We start from the raw sequence: 17,273 nt of genomic DNA, 5'->3' as shown, positions 1-17,273 counted from the left end.
TCTACTCCTTCGGTGGGCGTGGCGCGGGCGGCGGGGGCTGCTTCGACGGCGGTGACGGGTCGCTGCTCGGCGGTCGTGGTGCCGGGCTCGACGGCGGTGCCGCAGGCGATACGGCGGACGGTGGCGGTGTCTGCGCTGCTGCGTCGGCGGCGTGCTCGCCCTGGGCTCCCAGCGCGGTTCCGGCCTTCGGGCCGGCGGTTGCGGCACCCTTGGCGACGCTCGCCCCAACCACCACCCCGGCTGCCACGGGACCGGCCGCGGCTGCACTGCCTCCGCTTGCCGCGGCTCCACTGCCGGCGGCCCCTCCGCCGCTCGCGGCGGGTGCCGGCGCTGGGGCCTTCGGCGGTGCTGGTGCGCTGCTTCCTCCACCCGTGTTCCCGCCGCCGCTGTTGGTTCCGTCGAGCACCTTCTTCGGGTCGCCGCCGCCTTGTGGCTTGGTCGGGACGGGGATCGGGCGGTTGAGGGCGCTCTTGGCGTCCTGCTCGGAGCCGATCGCGTGGTACATGTCGAACCCGACGAACGCGATGAACTTGTACGTCAGGTACGGGGCGAACGCGGCCATCGCCATCAGCACGATCCCCGCGATGGGGTCGCTGATCGAGGCGAGGTCGGCGTCGATCGGTGCGGAGACCTGGGTGATCGCAACGAGGAACATCACGACGAGCACGAGCTTGGAGCAGATCAGCGCGACGACGAACATCGCCCACTTCCCGATCCACCCCCGCGAGGCATCCCACGAGGCACCGCTGAACGCGAGCGGCGCGAACACGACCGCGACCAGCAGGAGCGCTTTCCTGACGAGGAGGGACAGCCACACGATCGCGGCGGCGGTGATCGCGAGGCCGGCCATGAAGATCGTGATGATCGCACCGACGCCGGGAGCGGCGATGTTGATCCCGACCAGCCCTCCGGCGAGGAGGGCGATCTTGTCGCCCATCGACTCAGTGGTCTCTCCGGCGGCCTGCACGATCCCGATGCATAGCTGATCGACGACCTCCAACAGCAGCGCGGTGAGCGTGATGACCACGAACGATCCGAGGACGGACTTGGCCAGGCCGAGGGCGGCGCGGGTGAGTGCGGTGGGGTCGCGGCGGATCAGGCCGGTGATGAGTTGGAGGCAGAAGAAGATCAGCATCACGAATACCGCGATGCCGAACAGCAGGTTGTAGACGGCGATGTAGCCGGGCTTGGTGACATCCACCAGGGTCGTGGTGTCGAAGACCGACCAGACGGCCTCGAACAGCCACCCTGCGGCGGCACCCATCGCCTGGGCGAGCCAGTCGAACGGGGCCGCGACCAGCGAGGCGGCTCCTTCGCCGACGGCATCGCAGACCGAGGAGATCACGGGAACGTCGCACACGCCCATCACGAACACCAGCACTCTCGACGACGACGGGCGGGTCAGACGGACTGGCCGACGTTCCAGAAGAAGTTGATGAGCGTCACGCTCGCGCCGCAGATCACCGCCGCGCCGCAGGAGACGAGGACGCCGATCTTCCCGCGCGAGGCGAGGTGCGGGTTGGAGGAGTTCGCGCCGAAGCCCCACACGATCGCGGACACGATCAGCGCGAGAACGGACAGGATGAGGCCGATGGTCATCACCGCGCCGACGATGGTGCGCAGCTGGTTGATCCCCGGCAGGCCGTTGGTGTTGGGGTCGATGTTGATGTCCATCGGCACCAGCAGCGGCGGCGCGGACATGACGTTGGCGAGCAGATCGAACACGGTAGGTCTCCTTGGCGACGGGCGGCCCGCCCACGAACTCGCAGACGGGGTACACGCGACAGGTGCACCCGCGACCCCTCGGCAGCGGAGACGACAACGCCCACGTCGGCGAGGACGTGGGCGTTGACAGGTTCGGAGGCGTTCGGCGTCAGAGTTGTTGGCCGAGGTTGAGTAGCCAGTTCATCCAGGCGACGCCGCCTCCGGCGAGGACGGCGGCACCGACGGAGACGAGGACACCGATGCGGCCCTTGCTGGCGGTCGCGTAGTTGCCGTGGGCGGTCGCGATGGCCCACACGATGGCCGACACGATCAACATAAGGACGGCGACGATGAGGACGAACGCCAGGAGCGCTCCGACCACGGCGCGCAGGTCGCCGATGCCGCCGAGCCCGTTGAAGTCGGGGAAGACACCCATTTCCGTTCACCCAACCTTGACTGTGACGTGGAGGTGGTCGTAGTGGCCTCCGGTGATGGAGGCGGGGTCGTGCATGCCGCCGCCGTTGTAGGGTCGCCAGCCCTGGGCGTCGCGGGCGACCGACCAGATTTGGCCTTGCCAGATCAGGTACTCGACGCCGAGCACGTCGGCGTTGTCCTTCATCCAGTTGGTGACCTTCCAGCCGGCGTCGAGTTGTACCGGGGTGGGTCGCTGGCCGATGCGGTTGCCGAAGGTGATGTCGCACGCCCTGCCGAGGGGATGCTCGGACTTGGTGCCGGGGCGCGGTGAGTAGCAGCCCCAGCCGGTGTCGGGGAACGCGGCGAGGGTCTGCTGGTAGAGGTGGAGCATGCGGGCGGTGATCTTGCCCGAGCTGGTGGGATCGTCGACGAGCCGGTCGGGGTCTCCATCGACACCGGTCGGCGTGCCCGCGGTGGCGTTGTTGCAGGCGGCGGGTGATCCGCTGGTCGCCGTCGGCAGGTTCGCGGCCCCGTGCTGGTTGAGCCAGGCGGCGGCGTCGATGGCCTCGCTGTTCGTGCCGCCGGGCCGGACCTCGAAGTGCAGATGTGCGCCAGTGCTCATGCCCGAGGAGCCGACATCGCCGATGTGCTGCCCGGCACTCACCCGGTCGCCGGGACGGACGTGGATGCCGCTCTGCCACATGTGCGCGTAGGCGGTCGCGACGGTCTTGCCGTCGATGGTGTGCTCGATGACGATGAGGCCGCCGTACCCGCCGGAGAACTCCGCGACCGTGACGGTGCCGTCCGCGGCGGCGAGGATCGGGGTGCCGTCGGGCGCGGCGAAGTCGGTGCCGGTGTGCATCTTCCGCTCGCCCGTGATCGGGTGCACCCGCATCCCGAACGGCGAGGTCAGCACCCAGGTGCCCTCGGGCAGCGGGAACACCACCCGCGACGACGACACCGCCGGGCCGCCGACACCAAGAGCAGCACTGCCGCCTGTGGTGAGGGCGGTGAGGATGCTGTCGGCGACGGGCGCGTAGTTGCGGTAGCGGTCGGGGTAGGCGGACACCTCGACGGCTTGGGCGGCTTCGCCGGGGTCCATCTGTTGCCAGCCGGGGATGTCGAGCAGTCCGCGTGGCGAGGGGTAGTTCGGTCCGGTCGGCCCGCCGAAGAACGCTCGCGCCTGGTAGTTCGGGTCCATGAGCTCGGCGACAGTGCCCCACCCGGATTGGGGGCGCATCTGGAACAGGCCGAGGGAGTCGTGGTCGCCGCCGTTGCCGTCGTTCGGGTAGGTCGCCGACTCGGGGTACGTGCCGGTGTTGGTGAGCATCCGCAGCGTGGACTCGGTGAGCGCGGCCATCAGCGCGATCTTGATTCCGGGCCTGCCCACGTCGGTGATGCCGTTTCCGACGGAGATGATCGTGGCCGCGTGCGTGAGCTGCTGACGATTCAGCGTGAAGGTTTCGCCGTTCGCGGTGGTCACGGTGAGCGAGTCCGGGATCGGGCCGAGGTTCACGCTCCCGGCTGGAGTGGCGCAGTAGGCAGCGGCGGGATTCATCAGCACCCCGATCCCGAGGAGTGCTGCGGCGGGTGCGAAGAACAGCAGTGCCAGGGCTGCGATGGCGGCCTTGCGGAACACGACGCCAGCCCTTCAGCGCAGCGGGTTGTCGAGCTGCGACAGCCGCAGCAGATGGCACGTCGGGTAGGCCGGTGCGCAGACGATGAACAAGGTGAACGCGACCGGATGCTCGCTGATGACCGGTTGGCCGTTCCAGACCCCGGCGCGATGGCGGGTTCCCTCGATCGTGACGGCCGACGTTCCGGCCGCGAGCTGCCCTGGCTGGGCCTGCGCTACCGCCTCGGACCAAGCGTCGGGGACGTACGTGGTGTTGATGGTGAGGTGCTGACGGGTGGCGTACTGCCGCAGCTCGATCCAGGCGTCTCGGGTCGGCAGGTACGCGGCCACGTCGGAGGCCAGCCCTGCTTGTTCGTCCCCGCTGGGGTCGCCAACCGCGAGGATCGTCGAGGTGAAGTCCAGCGGCCACAGCCCCGAAGCGGTGTCCCAGGCGAACAGCGTTGACGCGACGCCCTGAGCGAAAGTCTCGGGGTCGGCAGAACGGGGAACCGCTGGAACTCGCGGCGGTAGAGGCGTGCTCGGTGCCACGGTTGGCGGTGCCGTGGTGACCGGGCCAGGCTCCGAGTCAGGATCGGGGGTGGTGCTGTTGCGGGGGCCGGTGAGGAGTCCGTAGACGCCGACACCGGTCAGGAGCAGCAGGACGACGCCGGCGGCGATGAGGGCGACGAGTCGGCGGCGGTTCCGGGGATTGGTGGGTGCAGGGCTCATGCCGAGCAGGTGCGCACCCGGCACCCACGCCCGCGGTCAGAGGGCTCGGAGTCGTGGCCGTTCCGCCGTGCCTTCGCGGGCGACGCGGAGTGCGTCGGCGAACCGAACGGTGCCGTCGGTGGTGGTGAGGAAGTTCTCGAACTGCTCGTTGGTCAGCTCGGCGGCGAGGGTGCCGGCGTCGTAGTGGGTCCACCAGTCAGCCAGCTCGCCCCAGGTCTGCACGAACGCGCGCAGCGGGTAGCGGACGGGCTGGCCGTCGCCGGTGACGAGCGGCAGCGGGCGGGGTGGGATGCGCTTGCCCTTCTTGATCGACTTCGCCTGGGCTACGGCTGCTTCGGCGCGGGCGTGCAGCTCGGCCTCGCGTCGCTCCCGCGCGGTGGTGTCGGCGTCGCGGATCGCTTGGTAGATCGGATGCACCGGGTCGCCGGCCTCGATCCGTTCCAGCCCGGCGGCAGCCTCGGTGCGCAACGCCTCTGGCTGAGCGGGGTTGTGGGCGATGTCTTCGAGGTAGCCGATCTTCTCCAGCGTCGTGTGCGATGCACCGCCGGGAATCATCGCCGCCGCTTGCTCCCGCGCCTTCCCGAGCGGCCCGCTCGACGGTGGTGCAAAGTTTGCACCACCGTCGTTTCCCGGCTGGTTCTCGCTGCTGAACTGGGTGGCGGACTTTCGGCGGGCGGCGTCTTCGGCCATGACCTGCTTGATCTCGCGGTAGAGGCCGGCGGCTTCGAGTTGGGTGTAGGGCTTGTGGAGCATGTTGTCGTCCTGCTCGGCGAGGAGCTGTCCGAGTCGGTCGGACAGGCCACTGCGAACCCACACGTTGACGGTGCGCCAGCCGAGCTTCTTGATCGCGGCCAGACGTCGTGCCCCGCACACCAGCACGCCGTCGATGGTGATCGTGAGAGGTTGCAGCAGGCCGTCGCGGTCGATGGAGGCGGCCAGTGTGTCGATGTCGCCGAGGTCGGCGCGGTGCCGTGTGCCGACGAGGATCGACTCGACCGTGCGGTCGAGCTGGATGCTGCCGATCTGCGGCTCGGTCACGACGCCTCACCGCCTCCACCACTCGGCGCGGCCAGAGCGAGCGCGAGGATCAGATCATCGTCGCGGAGCAGCAGGTCGAGCGTCTCGCCCAGCAGCAGCCGGAGCAGGATGCCGCGACCGCTGCTGGTGGCCACGTAGGCCGGGTGCGGGTTCCCGAGCAGTGCTTTCAGCAGCGCGGCCCAGGAGCGACGCGGCAGGTCGAGCAGAGCCCGCGCGTGCCGGTCGCGGCGCAGCGCCTCGTAGGCGGACTGGCGGGTGCCCGCCTTCATCAACGCACCGCAGACGTGCTCGACGGCGGCCCGAGCGGTGTCGGTCGGCCAGTCGAGCAGGCACAGCATCGCGATGGCGTCCTCGGCCGCCGATCCAGCGGACATGCACGCCTGCGCCGACCCGAGACTGTCGCGCGGCTCGGTTTCGAGGTCGCTGGGACGCAGGTCGGTGGTGTGGAACGCGGGATGGTAGTCGGCCAGCGCGGTGTCGCGTTCGGAGAACCGTTCGGGGTCGTGGAACGCCGAGACGTGCGCGCGGCGGGCCTGGTGCACCGAGCAGAGCAGACCTTGGGCGCGTTCCTCGTAGACGCAGGTGATCCGCACGGCGTGGGTGATGATCGCCCACGGATCGTTGGCCTCGCGGGTCGAGCGGTACTGCATCGCGTCGAACGCCGCCGTGACCGCTTCCCAGGTGTCGAGCTTGTGCTTCCTCGCGAGAGCGCGGTACTTGTCGGCGGCGAACTCCATCAGGTCGCGGGCTACCGGGTCGTGAACCCAGGCATCCTCGCCGCCCTCGGCGAGGCGATTGAGCAGGGCGCGCAGGCCCTCGCCGGTGGTGAAGTCCTCAGCCCCGAAGGCCGTCGGCTCGGTGTTGCTGCTGGTGCGGGTTGGTGTGGTCATGGTGTCGGCACCTCCTGGCAGGCAGGTGCGCACTCGCTCCCACGAGTGCGTCCTGTAGCCGATGCTGTCGCAGCCATGACCCGTCACCACCGTCAACTCATCGAGACCCCGGAGCGGGAAACCTGCGACGCCGGTGTGCTGCTGCGCCCGAACGCTGAGATCGGCGGCAACCGCCGGGCGCGGTCCCCGAGACGACGAACGCCTGCACCGAGCGGGGTGCGGGTGCGGCGTGCGAGCTCGGCTTGGAAGTCGAGACCACGCCCGGCCGCGTGCGCGGAGTGCCGGGCGATCAGGTCGGTGGGGCGTACCCACTCCACGCCGCGCCCGCGAACGATCGCGTGCTGCTTGTCGTCGCGGGCGACCTGCGCGGCCTGCACCGCCTCCGGCGTGCTCGCCGGTTCGACTGGCTCGGGGCGCTCCCGCGGCTCCTCGAGGACCAGCCTCGCCGGATCGGGCCTTACCGAGTCGGTGTGCTGCGCGTTGTCGCTGGTGTTCATGGGGTCGTCTCCTCCCGCTCGTCGGCGGTGTCATTTGTGTCAGTCAGGTGTGCGACGGCGAACCAGCGGCCTACGGTCGAGGGATGCACATCGAGTTCGCGGGCGATCCGCTTGTTCGACCAGCCCGCCTCCCGCAGCTCCTGCCCCAGCGCCCGCCGATCCGCCACGCCCTCGTCGTGACGGGTCGGTTCGGTTTCGGCGGACGGCAGCGCAGGCATCGACTCCGCAGCAGCCGTCGAGAACGACGCGGCGGCGGTAGGTTCGGTGGCGGGGTCGGTGGCGCGGGTGAGGATCACGGTCAGGTGCGTAATGGCCAGCAGCACGACGGGCGGCACCGCGGCGACCGAGGCCGCGAGCATCCTGGGCACGTCAGCATCTGCGGCGACGACGGCGTGAATGGCGTTCGCCGTCACCGACACGATCGCGCCGCCGACCAGCAGCGCCCACGGATACCAGGCAGAGCGCTGCCCGGCGAGAGCGACGACGGCGACCGTGGCGACGACGATGATGCCGTCCACGATCAGCGGCCACGCCCACGCCTGCCCCGCACCGATCCCCGAGCGAGCGGCGAGATCGGCCAACGAGGTGAACGACAGCCAGAACGCCCCGGCGGCGATGAACACCGTCCCCGCGACCGCGGTCATCGCGGCCCAGCGCCGCCCGTCCGATTCACGCCTCACAGCCCCGCCCTCCCCAAGGCTGCGGAAGGTGGGCCTCCCGAGCGTTCGAACCACCGGCCCGCGCCTTGGGCCCGGTGGTCTGACGTGGCCTCGGATACGGGCTGGGTGGCTCGGTAGGCAGAGCGCACGGTCGTAGTGATCTCGCGATCGCCCAGACCCGCGGACTGTGCCGCAGCACCCAGGGCATCGAGCGCGTCGGCGGGCGAGACGCCGTTCTCGGCGAGGCGGCAGGCGGCCCAGAACAGGCCCCGGTTCCGCTCGCCCTCACCCCGCCCGGCGACCCACGCCGCCAGCCGCGTCCCATCCACGGCCATCGAAGTGCCCTCGGCGCGCGTTGAGGCGACGGGGCGCGGGTCGAGGAAGTCCCGCAGGCGGGTCGCGTCCACCGGGCCGACCGAGTGCGCGGCGATGTCGGCGACCTCGTAGCGGCGGACGTTGCCGTCGATGATTCGCCGGGAAGGCGAAGCGATGATGTAGCCGCCGTCGCCCCGGAAATCGACACCCGCAGTGGCTGCCTGCCACGACCGCTGCTCCCGGCCCGGTGTCGCCGGGAAGTACACGTGCGCGCCACCGGTGGGTGTGCGCACCAACAGACCCGCTCCATCGACGAGCCCCGCCTCGGCGGCGCGCTCGAATGCCGCGCGGCCATCGTGGGGGCCATGGACATCGACATCGACGACGACAACGCCCGATGCAGCGCCGGTCGGGATGCTGATGTTCGCGTTCGGTGTGCGCGACCACCAGGCCGCGACCTGTTCCGGGTCGCTGCTCGCATCGAGGAACCCACGACGGGTCAGCGGACGCTTCCCCTCGACGACGCACGGAAACACGGGCACGCCAGCCGCCGCGAGGCTCCGAGCCGCGAACGCCAGGCTTGGCGAGCGATCCACGCGAATGAGCGCCGCCAGGACATCGAATGCTTCGGGCATCACAGCCCCCGCCCTGCCAGAGCTGGCACCTGCGCAGCACGCGGACGATCGGTCTCCACCGCAGGCGCAGACGTGCGGGAGGTGCGCGGACTGGCGTTGTCGCGGTCGAGGCCGGGCGGGGTGCCGTCGCCGACCTGGAGCGTGTCGAGCTGGTCGAGGATCGCCAGCGCGGTCTTCCGCACCCGCTCGCCGGTGGCCTGCACCACCTGGACGGGCTCTTGGCCGTCCACGCGGACGGCCCAGGTCGAGACGTACGGGATCGTGTACCCGGCAGTGTCCATGCCGTGCGCCGCACCGACCATCAGAGCCACGGACTCGGCCTCGACCTCGCGGATGCCGCGATGCTGCCGCGCCTCCTCATCGTCGGGATCGTGCATCAGCACATGCGCCAGCTCGTGCGCGAGCGTCTTGACCTGCGCGGCAGGGTCCATGTTCTCCCGCACCGCGACCGTGCGCGCCTCGTAGTCGGTCATGCCGTTCGCGCCGGAGATCATCCCCTCGTGCGGCACCCGCAGCACCTCGAACCCCGCGCCGCGAACCTGCCCCGCCAGCCCTTCCCACAGCCCCGACGGAGCTTCACCTTCCAGCAGCGCCGGAGCGGGCGGGACCGGCAGCGGTTCGCCGTCGGTCTGGGACGCATCCCACACGTAGGCCGGTCGCGCTCCGACCATTCGCGAGCGCACCACTTCGCCGGCCTTCGGCTTCTCCCGTGGGCCGAGCCGCCGCCACGAACTCGCATCGGCAGGAGTCGCGGTGGCGAACCGGCCCGTCACGGGCGCGAAGATCATGTAGCCCGGCTGCCCTTTCATCACCTGCCGTCCCAGCCCCTGCCACTGCCGGTATCCGGCGACGAGGGTGGGGAAGGGTTCGGGCACGCGGCCTGCCTCGAACGCGGCCTCGTGCTGCACCCAGATCAGCATCGTGTTGTTGAATGACCGCGACCTGAACCGTGCTGCGAAGGCCAGCGCCTGCCGCCAGTCGTCACCGGAGACCAGCGACTCGACCGCGCCGGTCAGCTTCTCGTGCAGCTCGTCGAGCTTCGCCTCTCGCGCCGCGCGGGCGTCCTCGTTCGATGCCATGCTCCGGTCTCCTTTTCGGTGGGCCGCGGCGCGGTGGCGCGCGGCGGTACACCTGGCAGGTAGGCGCGAACACCCGTGTCCGGACTGTGAGCTGGACATCGTTCACCTCCTTGAGGCCGCCCGAGCCGAGACCGGGGCACCGGTATTGAGCATGCTCAAAGTGTCCCGGAGTCCTGTTCTAACACCGACCGTTGAGCATGCGCAACCCTTGATTTGTGCATGCTCAACAAGTACGGTTGAGCATGCACAACCACCCTCCGGGTGGCCCACATCGATGCCTTGCCCGTCGCGAAGGGAAGGGGGTCAGCCACCATGACCGAAGACGAGAGCCAGGCTGCGGCCGAAGACCTCGCCAAACGTCTGCGGCTCCTGATGGATGTCGCTGTGGCCGAGTCCGGCACGGAGCCGACCTACTCGCAGATCGCCGGCTACCTCCAAGAGCGAGGCACCAACCTTTCGCGGTCGCGCTGGACGTACATGGTCAACGGCCACCGCTACGTCCAAGACCCCGCAGTCTTCGAGGGGCTCGCCGCGTTCTTCCACGTGGACGCGGCGTTCCTGCTCGGCGAGGACGGTGCCGCCACGCCCGAGAAGGTCTCAGCGCAGCTCGACCTGGTTCGGTCCATGCGTGCCGCGAAGGTGAAGTCCTATGCTGGCCGCACCCTCGGCGACATCTCGCCGAAAGCACTCCACGCCATCACCAAGTTCCTGGATGAGGAAATGGCACCAACGCCTGAGCACTGACAGGTGTCGCGCAGGGCGAAGCCGATACCGGTCGCTGCTCCCCACTGAGAGGGGCGAACCGTGAACATAGAACAGGCCGTATCGGCGGCCGTCGCGGGCCTTCAGCTCGGCAATACCTTCACCTTCGACGACCTCCTCCGCTCGGTCCAGGACCAGCGGCACCGCAGGCTCCGCGTCATCGAGCTCGCCGACCTCGACACGCACGACGGCCTCTGCGCGCTCTGGCTGGCCACTGATACGGACGACCTCGTGCTCCACGCCCGCACCGACTCGACACTGCACCGCCAACAGTTCGTCCTGCACGAGTTCGCGCACATGATCCTCGGCCACTGCGACGGAGCGGACTGCCCAGCCGTGGACATGCTGCTGCCCAACATCCCGCCCCGCACACGCGGACGCCTGCTCCGGCGGCAAGACCTCGACAGCGAAACCGAGATCGCCGCCGAGTCCCTTGCCGACCAGCTCGCCGCCGGCATCCGAGGATCGGTGTTCGCCGAATCGGCCTTCTCGGAGATATTCGGATGATCCAGACGCTCGTCGCGACGCTCATGTGGGCGCTCGTGGCGAGCCTGCTCATCTTCCGCCGCAAACGCACCGACCGAAGCATCACCTACGCCGCACTCACCATCGCCATCGCGATGACGCTGAACGTCGATGGAATCTACACGGCCGTCGATCCGCTCGTCGGCGGAACGAACCTCGCAACACTGCTCGCGGACGCGCTGCTGATGACCGGACTGTTCTTCCTCGGACGGGGCGTCATGAAGTCCGGCGAGTACAGGCCCACGCTCGTCCGCGTCGCCGTGAGCGCACCCGTGCTCGTGATCTCGCTCTCCGCGATCGCCGTGACGTTCGTGTTCATCGACCGCGGCCGTACGACCACGCAGTTCATGAGCGACCTCGGCGCTCAACCCGCGACGGCTGCCTACTCGATCATCACCTTCGTCTATGGCGGCATCGTCATCGCCGCGATGCTAACCCTCGCCGCCCGGCGATACCGGCACAGCGCCGGTGTCCAGCGCCTGCCCGCAGCGCTGCTGACGCTCGGGTCAGCTTTCGGCGTCGCCCTCTGCCTCGCTGTGATCGTCATGGACATCGCCCACGTCACCGGCCGACTCGGCCTCCTGCATGCCGTTCAGCCCGCCTACGGGCCGCTCTCGCTCCTGACGTTCCTATTCCTCTGCGCCGGGTTCGCCGCGCAACCCGCCGTCCGGCGCGCCCAGCACTACCTGCGCGACAAGCGCACAGCCGCCCTCGCGGCACAGCTGGAGTCACTCTGGAACCGAGCGACACAGGTGCGGCCCGGCCTGAGCCAAGCAGACCCGCTCGCCGCCAGCACGGAAGACCCCGAAGGGCGACTGCACCGAGAGATCGTCGAAATCCGCGACGCGATGATCGACCCCCGAGTCACCTTCGACACCAGCCGAACCGAACGCACCCTGCTCGAACGCGCCGAGAGCCACCTCGTCGGAAACGACACCGCCGTCGCGACGACCTTGCCCATCCCGAACGTCGAGGAGCGGGAATCGTGATCGGCCGCATCGCCCTGAGCGCTGGAGTCGTTGCAGCCGCGGCTGCTGGGGCGGGGTACGCCATCGCGCGACGGCTCACCGCACCCGTCGGCCCGCGCAAGTTCGACCTCCCCGTCCGAGGAGTCGAGCACGACGAAGACGGCGACTTGGTCGTGCTCGATCGCACCGACCAAACCGCCGCCGACGGCATCTACAACGTCTGGTTCGATCACGGCGGCTGGGCACAGCTCTCCGCTGAGGTCGTCGATCGCGGACCTACCCGCGTCGCCCGCAGGATCACGGGCACCGCACCCGACTTCAACCCGAAGGTCGACGAGTGCGCCTCCTGGAGCGGCATCTACTACGCCACCCCAGCCGACGCCGGACTCCACGCCCGCGACATCAGCATCACGACCCCCGCAGGGCCGTGCCCGGCCTGGCGCATCGACGGAGACCCTTCGACGTGGGCGCTCCACATCCACGGCCTCGGCAGCACCCGCGCCGGCACCCTCCGCGGCGTCCTCGCCGCAACCGAACTCGGCTACACGTCCCTCGTCGTCAGCTACCGCAACACAGCAGAAGGGCCGCGAGTCGGCACCCGCCGCTCAACCCTCGGCCACGCCGAGACGCCCGACGTTGACGAGGTCATCGGGTACGCCGTCCGACGCGGAGCGCAGCGGATCGTGCTCTTCGGCTGGTCGATGGGTGCCGCGATCGCCCTCCAGCTCGCCGACCACCCGCGGCACGCCGGGCTGATCGTCGCGCTCGCACTCGACTCACCGGTTCTCAGCTGGGCCGAGGTCATCAAGGCCAACTGCGCCCGCAGTGGACTTCCCGCAGCAACCGGCTACCTCGCGATCCCGTGGCTCACCATCGGCCCGCTGGCTCGCACCGTCGGCCTGCCAGGCCGCATCCCACTTCCCGCCTTCGACTGGACATCCCGAGCCGCAGACCTCACGACGCCGACCCTGATCCTCCACGGCAGCCAAGACGACTCCGTACCGCTTCAGCTCTCACAAGCACTCCGAGACGCACGCCCTGGCCTCGTCGAGTTGGAGACCTTCGACGCTGGGCACACCCTCTGCTGGAACGCCGACCCCGACCGCTGGCAGAAGACAGTGATCAGATGGCTCCAGACGCGTGTCGCACGCTGATCGCCCGAGCGGCGTCGCCGCTCTCGGCACCCATCTCGTTCGGCCACGCCCGGAGAAACCCAACTCAAGCCGTACCTCCGCCGGTACCATCGTGAGTGTTGGCCTGCCTGGGCCATAGAGCGAGGGAGGACCAACGTGGCTGAGCCGTGGCTGTCCGCAGACGACATCGCCGCCCACCTCGGGGTCACCAAAGACACCGTCTACACCTGGATCGCCGAGAAGGCCATGCCAGCCCACAAGGTCGGACGCCTCTGGAAGTTCCAAGCCAGCGAGATCGACGACTGGGTGCGACGGGGTGGAGCCTCGGCCTCGACTCACGACGAGGATGCTGGGTAGTCACGTGCGGATCATCAACAACGTCTCCGACCTCTTGGGCGACGATCTGAAAGCCGAGATTGCGCCAGGCTCGAAGGTGCGCATCGCTGCCTCGACGTTCTCGATCTTCGCGTTCGAGGCTCTCCGCAAGGAGCTTGAGAAGGTCAGCGATCTGGAGTTCATCTTCACGTCACCGTCGTTCGTGACCGAGAAGGTGACGGACAAGCTCCGCAAAGAGCGCCGCGAGTTCTTCATTCCCGGCGGCCAGGCCGAGTCGAGCCTGGCGGGGTCCGACTTTGAGATCAGGTTGCGCAACAAGCTCACCCAGCGCGCGATCGCCCGTGAGTGCGCGGACTGGGTTCGCCGCAAGGTCACCTTCCGCTCGAACGCCACGGGCAACCCGATGCAGCAGTTCGCGGTCATCGATGACAAGGCCGCGTACACCCAGCTCCAGGGGTTCACGACCGCCGATCTCGGCTACGAACGCGGCAACGCCGTGTCGAGCTTCGTGAACCGGCTCGACGAGGCCTCGATGACCGAGCAGTACATGCAGCTGTTCGACCAGATTTGGAACAACCCCGAACAGGTCAGCGACGTCACTCAGGCCGTCCATGATCACATCGCCAGCGTGTACACCGAGAACTCCCCGGCACGCATCTACTTCCTGATCCTCTACAACCTGTTCGCAGAGTTCCTCGACGACATCAACGAGGACGTGCTGCCGAACGACCGCACTGGGTATCAGGAGACGAGGGTCTGGCAGAGCCTCTACAACTTCCAGCGCGACGCGGCCACCGGCATTATCAACAAGTTGGAGACTTACAACGGCTGCATCCTCGCCGACTCCGTCGGCCTCGGCAAGACGTTCACCGCGCTCGCGGTCATCAAGTACTACGAGCTGCGCAACAAGTCGGTGCTGGTGCTGTGCCCGAAGAAGCTCGCGGAGAACTGGACGAACTACAACGCCAACCTGACGACCAACATCTTCGCCTCCGACCGGTTCAACTACGACGTGCTTGCCCACACCGATCTCTCCCGCACCAAGGGTGAGTCGCTCGGCCTGCGGCTGGATCGGATCAACTGGGGCAACTATGACCTCGTCGTGATCGACGAGTCCCACAACTTCCGCAACGCTGACTACGCCGAGGAGAAGGAGTCGCGCTACCAGCGCCTCATGCGCCAGGTCATCCGCGAGGGCGTGAAGACCAAGGTGCTGATGCTCTCGGCCACCCCGGTGAACAACCGTTTCAACGACCTCAAGAACCAGCTCCAGCTCGCCTACGAGGGCGAGTCAGAGAACCTCGCCCAGCACCTGAGCCTGTCCACGACGGTCGAGAAGGTCTTCTCTGACGCGCAGCGCGTGTTCAACGAGTGGTCCAAGCTGGACCCTGAGCACCGCACCACCGACCGCATCCTCCAGATGCTCGACTTCGACTTCTTCGAGTTACTGGACTCCGTCACCATCGCGCGTTCGCGCAAGCACATCCAAGCGTTCTATGACACCACCGAGATCGGCGCCTTCCCGGAGCGACGCCCTCCGCTGTCCATCCGCGAGCCGCTCACGGACCTCCCGGACGTGCCCGGCTTCAACGACATCTTCGAGCAGCTCCAGGCGCTGACCCTCGCCGTCTACACCCCCCTCGCTTACGTGTTCCCGAGCCGGCGCGCCAAGTACGAAGACCTCTACAACGTCACCGCCGGGAGCGCCCGATCCAACCTCGGGCAGGCCGGTCGTGAGCAGGGCTTGAAGAAGCTCATGACCGTCAACCTGCTCAAGCGCTTGGAGAGCTCGGTCGATGCCTTCCGCCTCACCCTGGCGAAGATCGAAGGCTCCGTCACCCACACACTCGGACGCATCAGCAACCACGCGGGCAACCTCGCCGATCTGAGCCCCGAGCTCGCGGGGCTCGACTTCGATGTCGATGACGAAGACGACGCGAACATCGAAGCGCTGTCCTTCGGCGAGAAGATCAAGATCGACCTCGACGACCTCGACATCGAGTCCTGGCAGCGCGACCTGTGGAACGACCGCGAGACCCTGCGGGAACTCCTCGACGAGATGCGCAAAGTCACCCCCGACCACGACCTCAAGCTCCGCAAACTCAAACAACTCATCGAGGACAAGGCTCGGCACCCCATCAACGACGGCAACCGCAAGGTGCTCGTGTTCTCCGCCTTCGCCGACACCGCCGACTACCTCTACCGAGAACTGGCGCCCACGCTCGCAGCCGCCGGACTGGACACGGCCGTGATCACCGGCGGAAGCCACGGAGCGAAGACAACCCTCGGCACGGGCTTCGACTTCCAGCAGGTGATGTCGTTGTTCTCGCCGCGCTCCAAGCAGCGCCACCTCACGATGCCGCGCGAGACCCGCGAGCTGGACGTGCTCATCGGCACTGACGTGATCAGCGAGGGCCAGAACCTCCAGGACTGCGACTACCTGATCAACTACGACATCCACTGGAACCCCGTGCGCATCATCCAGCGCTTCGGACGCATCGACCGCATCGGCTCCACCAACAGTCAGATTCAGCTCGTGAACTTCTGGCCCGACATCTCCCTCGACGAGTACATCAACCTCAAGGAACGCGTCGAGAACCGCATGGTCATCGCCGACCTGGCCAGCACCGCCGACGACAACGTCCTCACCCTCGAAGACTCCGACGCAGCCTTCCGCAAGGAGCAACTCCGCAAACTCCAAGATGAGGTCATCGAGCTCGAAGACGTCCGAACGGGAGTCTCGATCACCGACCTCGGACTCAACGACTTCCGCATGGACCTGCTCGGCTATATCAAGGAACACGGCGACCTCGACACCGCGCCCCGCGGCCTGCACGCCGTGATCCCCGCAGACCCCAGCAAGGGACTGCGGCCCGGAGTCATCTTCGCCCTCCGAAACCTCACCGCAGACGAGCACATCAACCGAGGCAACCGACTCCACCCGCACTACCTCGTCTACCTCGACGACCAGGGCGAGGTCATCGCGAACCACACCGAAGCCAAGCACCTCCTCGACTTGCTTCGCGCCGGCTGCCGACCCTACGAGGAACCGGTCAGCGATGTCGTAGGCGTGTTCAACGCCGTGACCGGCGAGGGTGCCCAGATGGGCATGTATTCGGCGCTGCTCACCGACGCGATCCACTCGATGATCGATGTCACCGAGGAACGCGACATCGACAGCCTCTTCACCGGCGGCAGCACGACCGCCCTCACCCAGACCATCGCCGGCCTCGACGACTTCGAACTGACCGCGTTCATCGCCGTCGTAGACCCCGCCAAGGGCGGTGCCGATGACTGACATCCTCTACCGCTGGCCCGAGGCAGCGAAGCTCGGCAAACGAGTGCCCAAGGAGAAGTTCTACGAGCACGGCACCGTCAGCGCTGCTGTGCGGGAGAAGTTCATCGCCGAAGTCCAACGCATCACCTGGGCCTACAAACTCGCCGAGGCCACGGTCAACTTGCCCGGCACGCCGGCAGTCCCCGAGGTGCAGGTCTTCACGATCGACGCCAAGACCGATGACGTGAGCGAAGCCGTCCTGGGCGCCATCGACAAGGCCATCCCGTTCCCGATCATCTTCGAGATCGCGCGCCACCGCGGCGAGCAGCCCGAGGCGCGGACGGTCGCGGCGCACAAGCAGCTCGGCACCGGGGCTCCCAAGCTCAGCGACTACTACTCGACCGGTTGGCAGCGAGGAGACACGGGGCGGCAAGCCCTGCCGACGGCGATCACACTGCCCGCCCTCTACGCGGCACTCCTACAGCCGCTGACCCCGATCACGGCCCGCCCGGGCGAGGACATGTCAGACGTTGCTGACAGGCTGTCGGCGGTGCGCAAGCTCGAACGTGAGGTCGCCTCCTTGGAGCGCAAGCTCCGCACTGAGCCTCAGCTCAACCGCAAGGTCGAGCTCCGCCGCACACTCAAGACGAAGCAACACGAACTGGAACAGCAGAGGTAACCCGTGGAGAGACTACGA

At 68.1% G+C, this 17,273-nt stretch carries 18 protein-coding genes; 7 read left to right on the top strand and 11 right to left on the bottom strand.

Annotation, left to right across the window (positions count from 1 at the left end; all coding sequences use genetic code 11):
- Window position 1 precedes the first annotated feature (1 nt).
- The 11 genes from BLS52_RS14990 to BLS52_RS14940 form a co-directional block, all read right to left on the bottom strand.
- Entirely contained in the window at window positions 2-1,366 is a 1,365-nt protein-coding gene (locus tag BLS52_RS14990; protein ID WP_090587777.1) for a conjugal transfer protein TrbL, read from the bottom strand.
- A gap of 35 nt (window positions 1,367-1,401) precedes the next feature.
- On the bottom strand, window positions 1,402-1,701 hold the full coding sequence (locus BLS52_RS14985) for a DUF6112 family protein (protein WP_285132586.1): 300 nt from the start codon (window positions 1,699-1,701) through the stop codon (window positions 1,402-1,404).
- Window positions 1,702-1,873: 172 nt separating this feature from the next.
- Window positions 1,874-2,140, bottom strand: a complete 267-nt coding sequence (locus BLS52_RS14980; RefSeq protein WP_090587774.1) for a DUF6112 family protein — start codon at window positions 2,138-2,140, stop codon at window positions 1,874-1,876.
- Between the two features lie 6 nt (window positions 2,141-2,146).
- Entirely contained in the window at window positions 2,147-3,757 is a 1,611-nt protein-coding gene (locus BLS52_RS14975; RefSeq protein WP_090587772.1) for a M23 family metallopeptidase, read from the bottom strand.
- 12 nt (window positions 3,758-3,769) lie between these two features.
- Window positions 3,770-4,462 (bottom strand): flagellar basal body-associated FliL family protein, encoded by a 693-nt coding sequence (locus BLS52_RS14970; protein ID WP_090587806.1) that lies wholly within the window; start codon window positions 4,460-4,462, stop codon window positions 3,770-3,772.
- 36 nt (window positions 4,463-4,498) lie between these two features.
- On the bottom strand, window positions 4,499-5,500 hold the full coding sequence (locus BLS52_RS14965; RefSeq protein ID WP_090587771.1) for a ParB N-terminal domain-containing protein: 1,002 nt from the start codon (window positions 5,498-5,500) through the stop codon (window positions 4,499-4,501).
- Window positions 5,497-6,390, bottom strand: coding sequence for a hypothetical protein (locus BLS52_RS14960; RefSeq protein WP_090587769.1), 894 nt, complete (start codon window positions 6,388-6,390; stop codon window positions 5,497-5,499). Before BLS52_RS14960 ends, BLS52_RS14965 begins: the two co-directional genes overlap by 4 nt.
- Before the next feature lie 92 nt (window positions 6,391-6,482).
- Window positions 6,483-6,887: a hypothetical protein gene (locus BLS52_RS14955; RefSeq protein ID WP_090587768.1), complete on the bottom strand. Its 405-nt coding sequence runs from the start codon at window positions 6,885-6,887 to the stop codon at window positions 6,483-6,485.
- Window positions 6,884-7,531, bottom strand: a complete 648-nt coding sequence (locus BLS52_RS14950) for a DUF2637 domain-containing protein (RefSeq protein WP_090587805.1) — start codon at window positions 7,529-7,531, stop codon at window positions 6,884-6,886. The genes BLS52_RS14955 and BLS52_RS14950 overlap by 4 nt, the downstream gene beginning before the upstream one ends.
- A 32-nt stretch (window positions 7,532-7,563) precedes the next feature.
- On the bottom strand, window positions 7,564-8,496 hold the full coding sequence (locus BLS52_RS14945) for a bifunctional DNA primase/polymerase (RefSeq protein ID WP_090587766.1): 933 nt from the start codon (window positions 8,494-8,496) through the stop codon (window positions 7,564-7,566).
- A complete protein-coding gene (locus BLS52_RS14940) occupies window positions 8,496-9,575 on the bottom strand; it encodes an ArdC-like ssDNA-binding domain-containing protein (protein WP_090587765.1) in 1,080 nt (359 codons plus the stop codon). Before BLS52_RS14940 ends, BLS52_RS14945 begins: the two co-directional genes overlap by 1 nt.
- Window positions 9,576-9,887: 312 nt before the next feature.
- On the opposite strand from BLS52_RS14940, the gene BLS52_RS14935 reads away from it, so the two are divergent.
- The 7 genes from BLS52_RS14935 (at window position 9,888) to BLS52_RS14905 (ending at window position 17,255) form a co-directional block, all read left to right on the top strand.
- Window positions 9,888-10,319 carry a hypothetical protein gene (locus BLS52_RS14935; protein ID WP_090587763.1) on the top strand — a complete coding sequence of 144 codons (432 nt, stop codon included), beginning with the start codon at window positions 9,888-9,890 and terminating at the stop codon, window positions 10,317-10,319.
- 60 nt (window positions 10,320-10,379) lie between these two features.
- The gene (locus tag BLS52_RS14930; protein ID WP_090587761.1) at window positions 10,380-10,844 is read left to right on the top strand and encodes a hypothetical protein; all 465 of its coding nucleotides are present in this window, start codon (window positions 10,380-10,382) and stop codon (window positions 10,842-10,844) included.
- The gene (locus tag BLS52_RS14925) at window positions 10,841-11,851 is read left to right on the top strand and encodes an MAB_1171c family putative transporter (protein ID WP_090587760.1); all 1,011 of its coding nucleotides are present in this window, start codon (window positions 10,841-10,843) and stop codon (window positions 11,849-11,851) included. The genes BLS52_RS14930 and BLS52_RS14925 overlap by 4 nt, the downstream gene beginning before the upstream one ends.
- Window positions 11,848-12,984, top strand: a complete 1,137-nt coding sequence (locus tag BLS52_RS14920) for an alpha/beta hydrolase (protein ID WP_090587759.1) — start codon at window positions 11,848-11,850, stop codon at window positions 12,982-12,984. The genes BLS52_RS14925 and BLS52_RS14920 overlap by 4 nt, the downstream gene beginning before the upstream one ends.
- Window positions 12,985-13,119: 135 nt before the next feature.
- Window positions 13,120-13,320 carry a helix-turn-helix domain-containing protein gene (locus BLS52_RS14915; protein WP_090587757.1) on the top strand — a complete coding sequence of 67 codons (201 nt, stop codon included), beginning with the start codon at window positions 13,120-13,122 and terminating at the stop codon, window positions 13,318-13,320.
- Between the two features lie 4 nt (window positions 13,321-13,324).
- Window positions 13,325-16,597 (top strand): helicase-related protein, encoded by a 3,273-nt coding sequence (locus BLS52_RS14910; RefSeq protein ID WP_090587756.1) that lies wholly within the window; start codon window positions 13,325-13,327, stop codon window positions 16,595-16,597.
- On the top strand, window positions 16,590-17,255 hold the full coding sequence (locus tag BLS52_RS14905; RefSeq protein ID WP_090587754.1) for a DUF4391 domain-containing protein: 666 nt from the start codon (window positions 16,590-16,592) through the stop codon (window positions 17,253-17,255). The genes BLS52_RS14910 and BLS52_RS14905 overlap by 8 nt, the downstream gene beginning before the upstream one ends.
- The last annotated feature ends 18 nt before the right edge of the window (window positions 17,256-17,273 follow it).

The sequence above is a fragment of the Arthrobacter subterraneus genome (assembly GCF_900099735.1).
Classification (GTDB): domain Bacteria; phylum Actinomycetota; class Actinomycetes; order Actinomycetales; family Micrococcaceae; genus Arthrobacter_D; species Arthrobacter_D subterraneus.
Note: the sequence above shows the minus strand (reverse complement) of the source record. Positions and strands in the feature narration are given on the sequence as shown.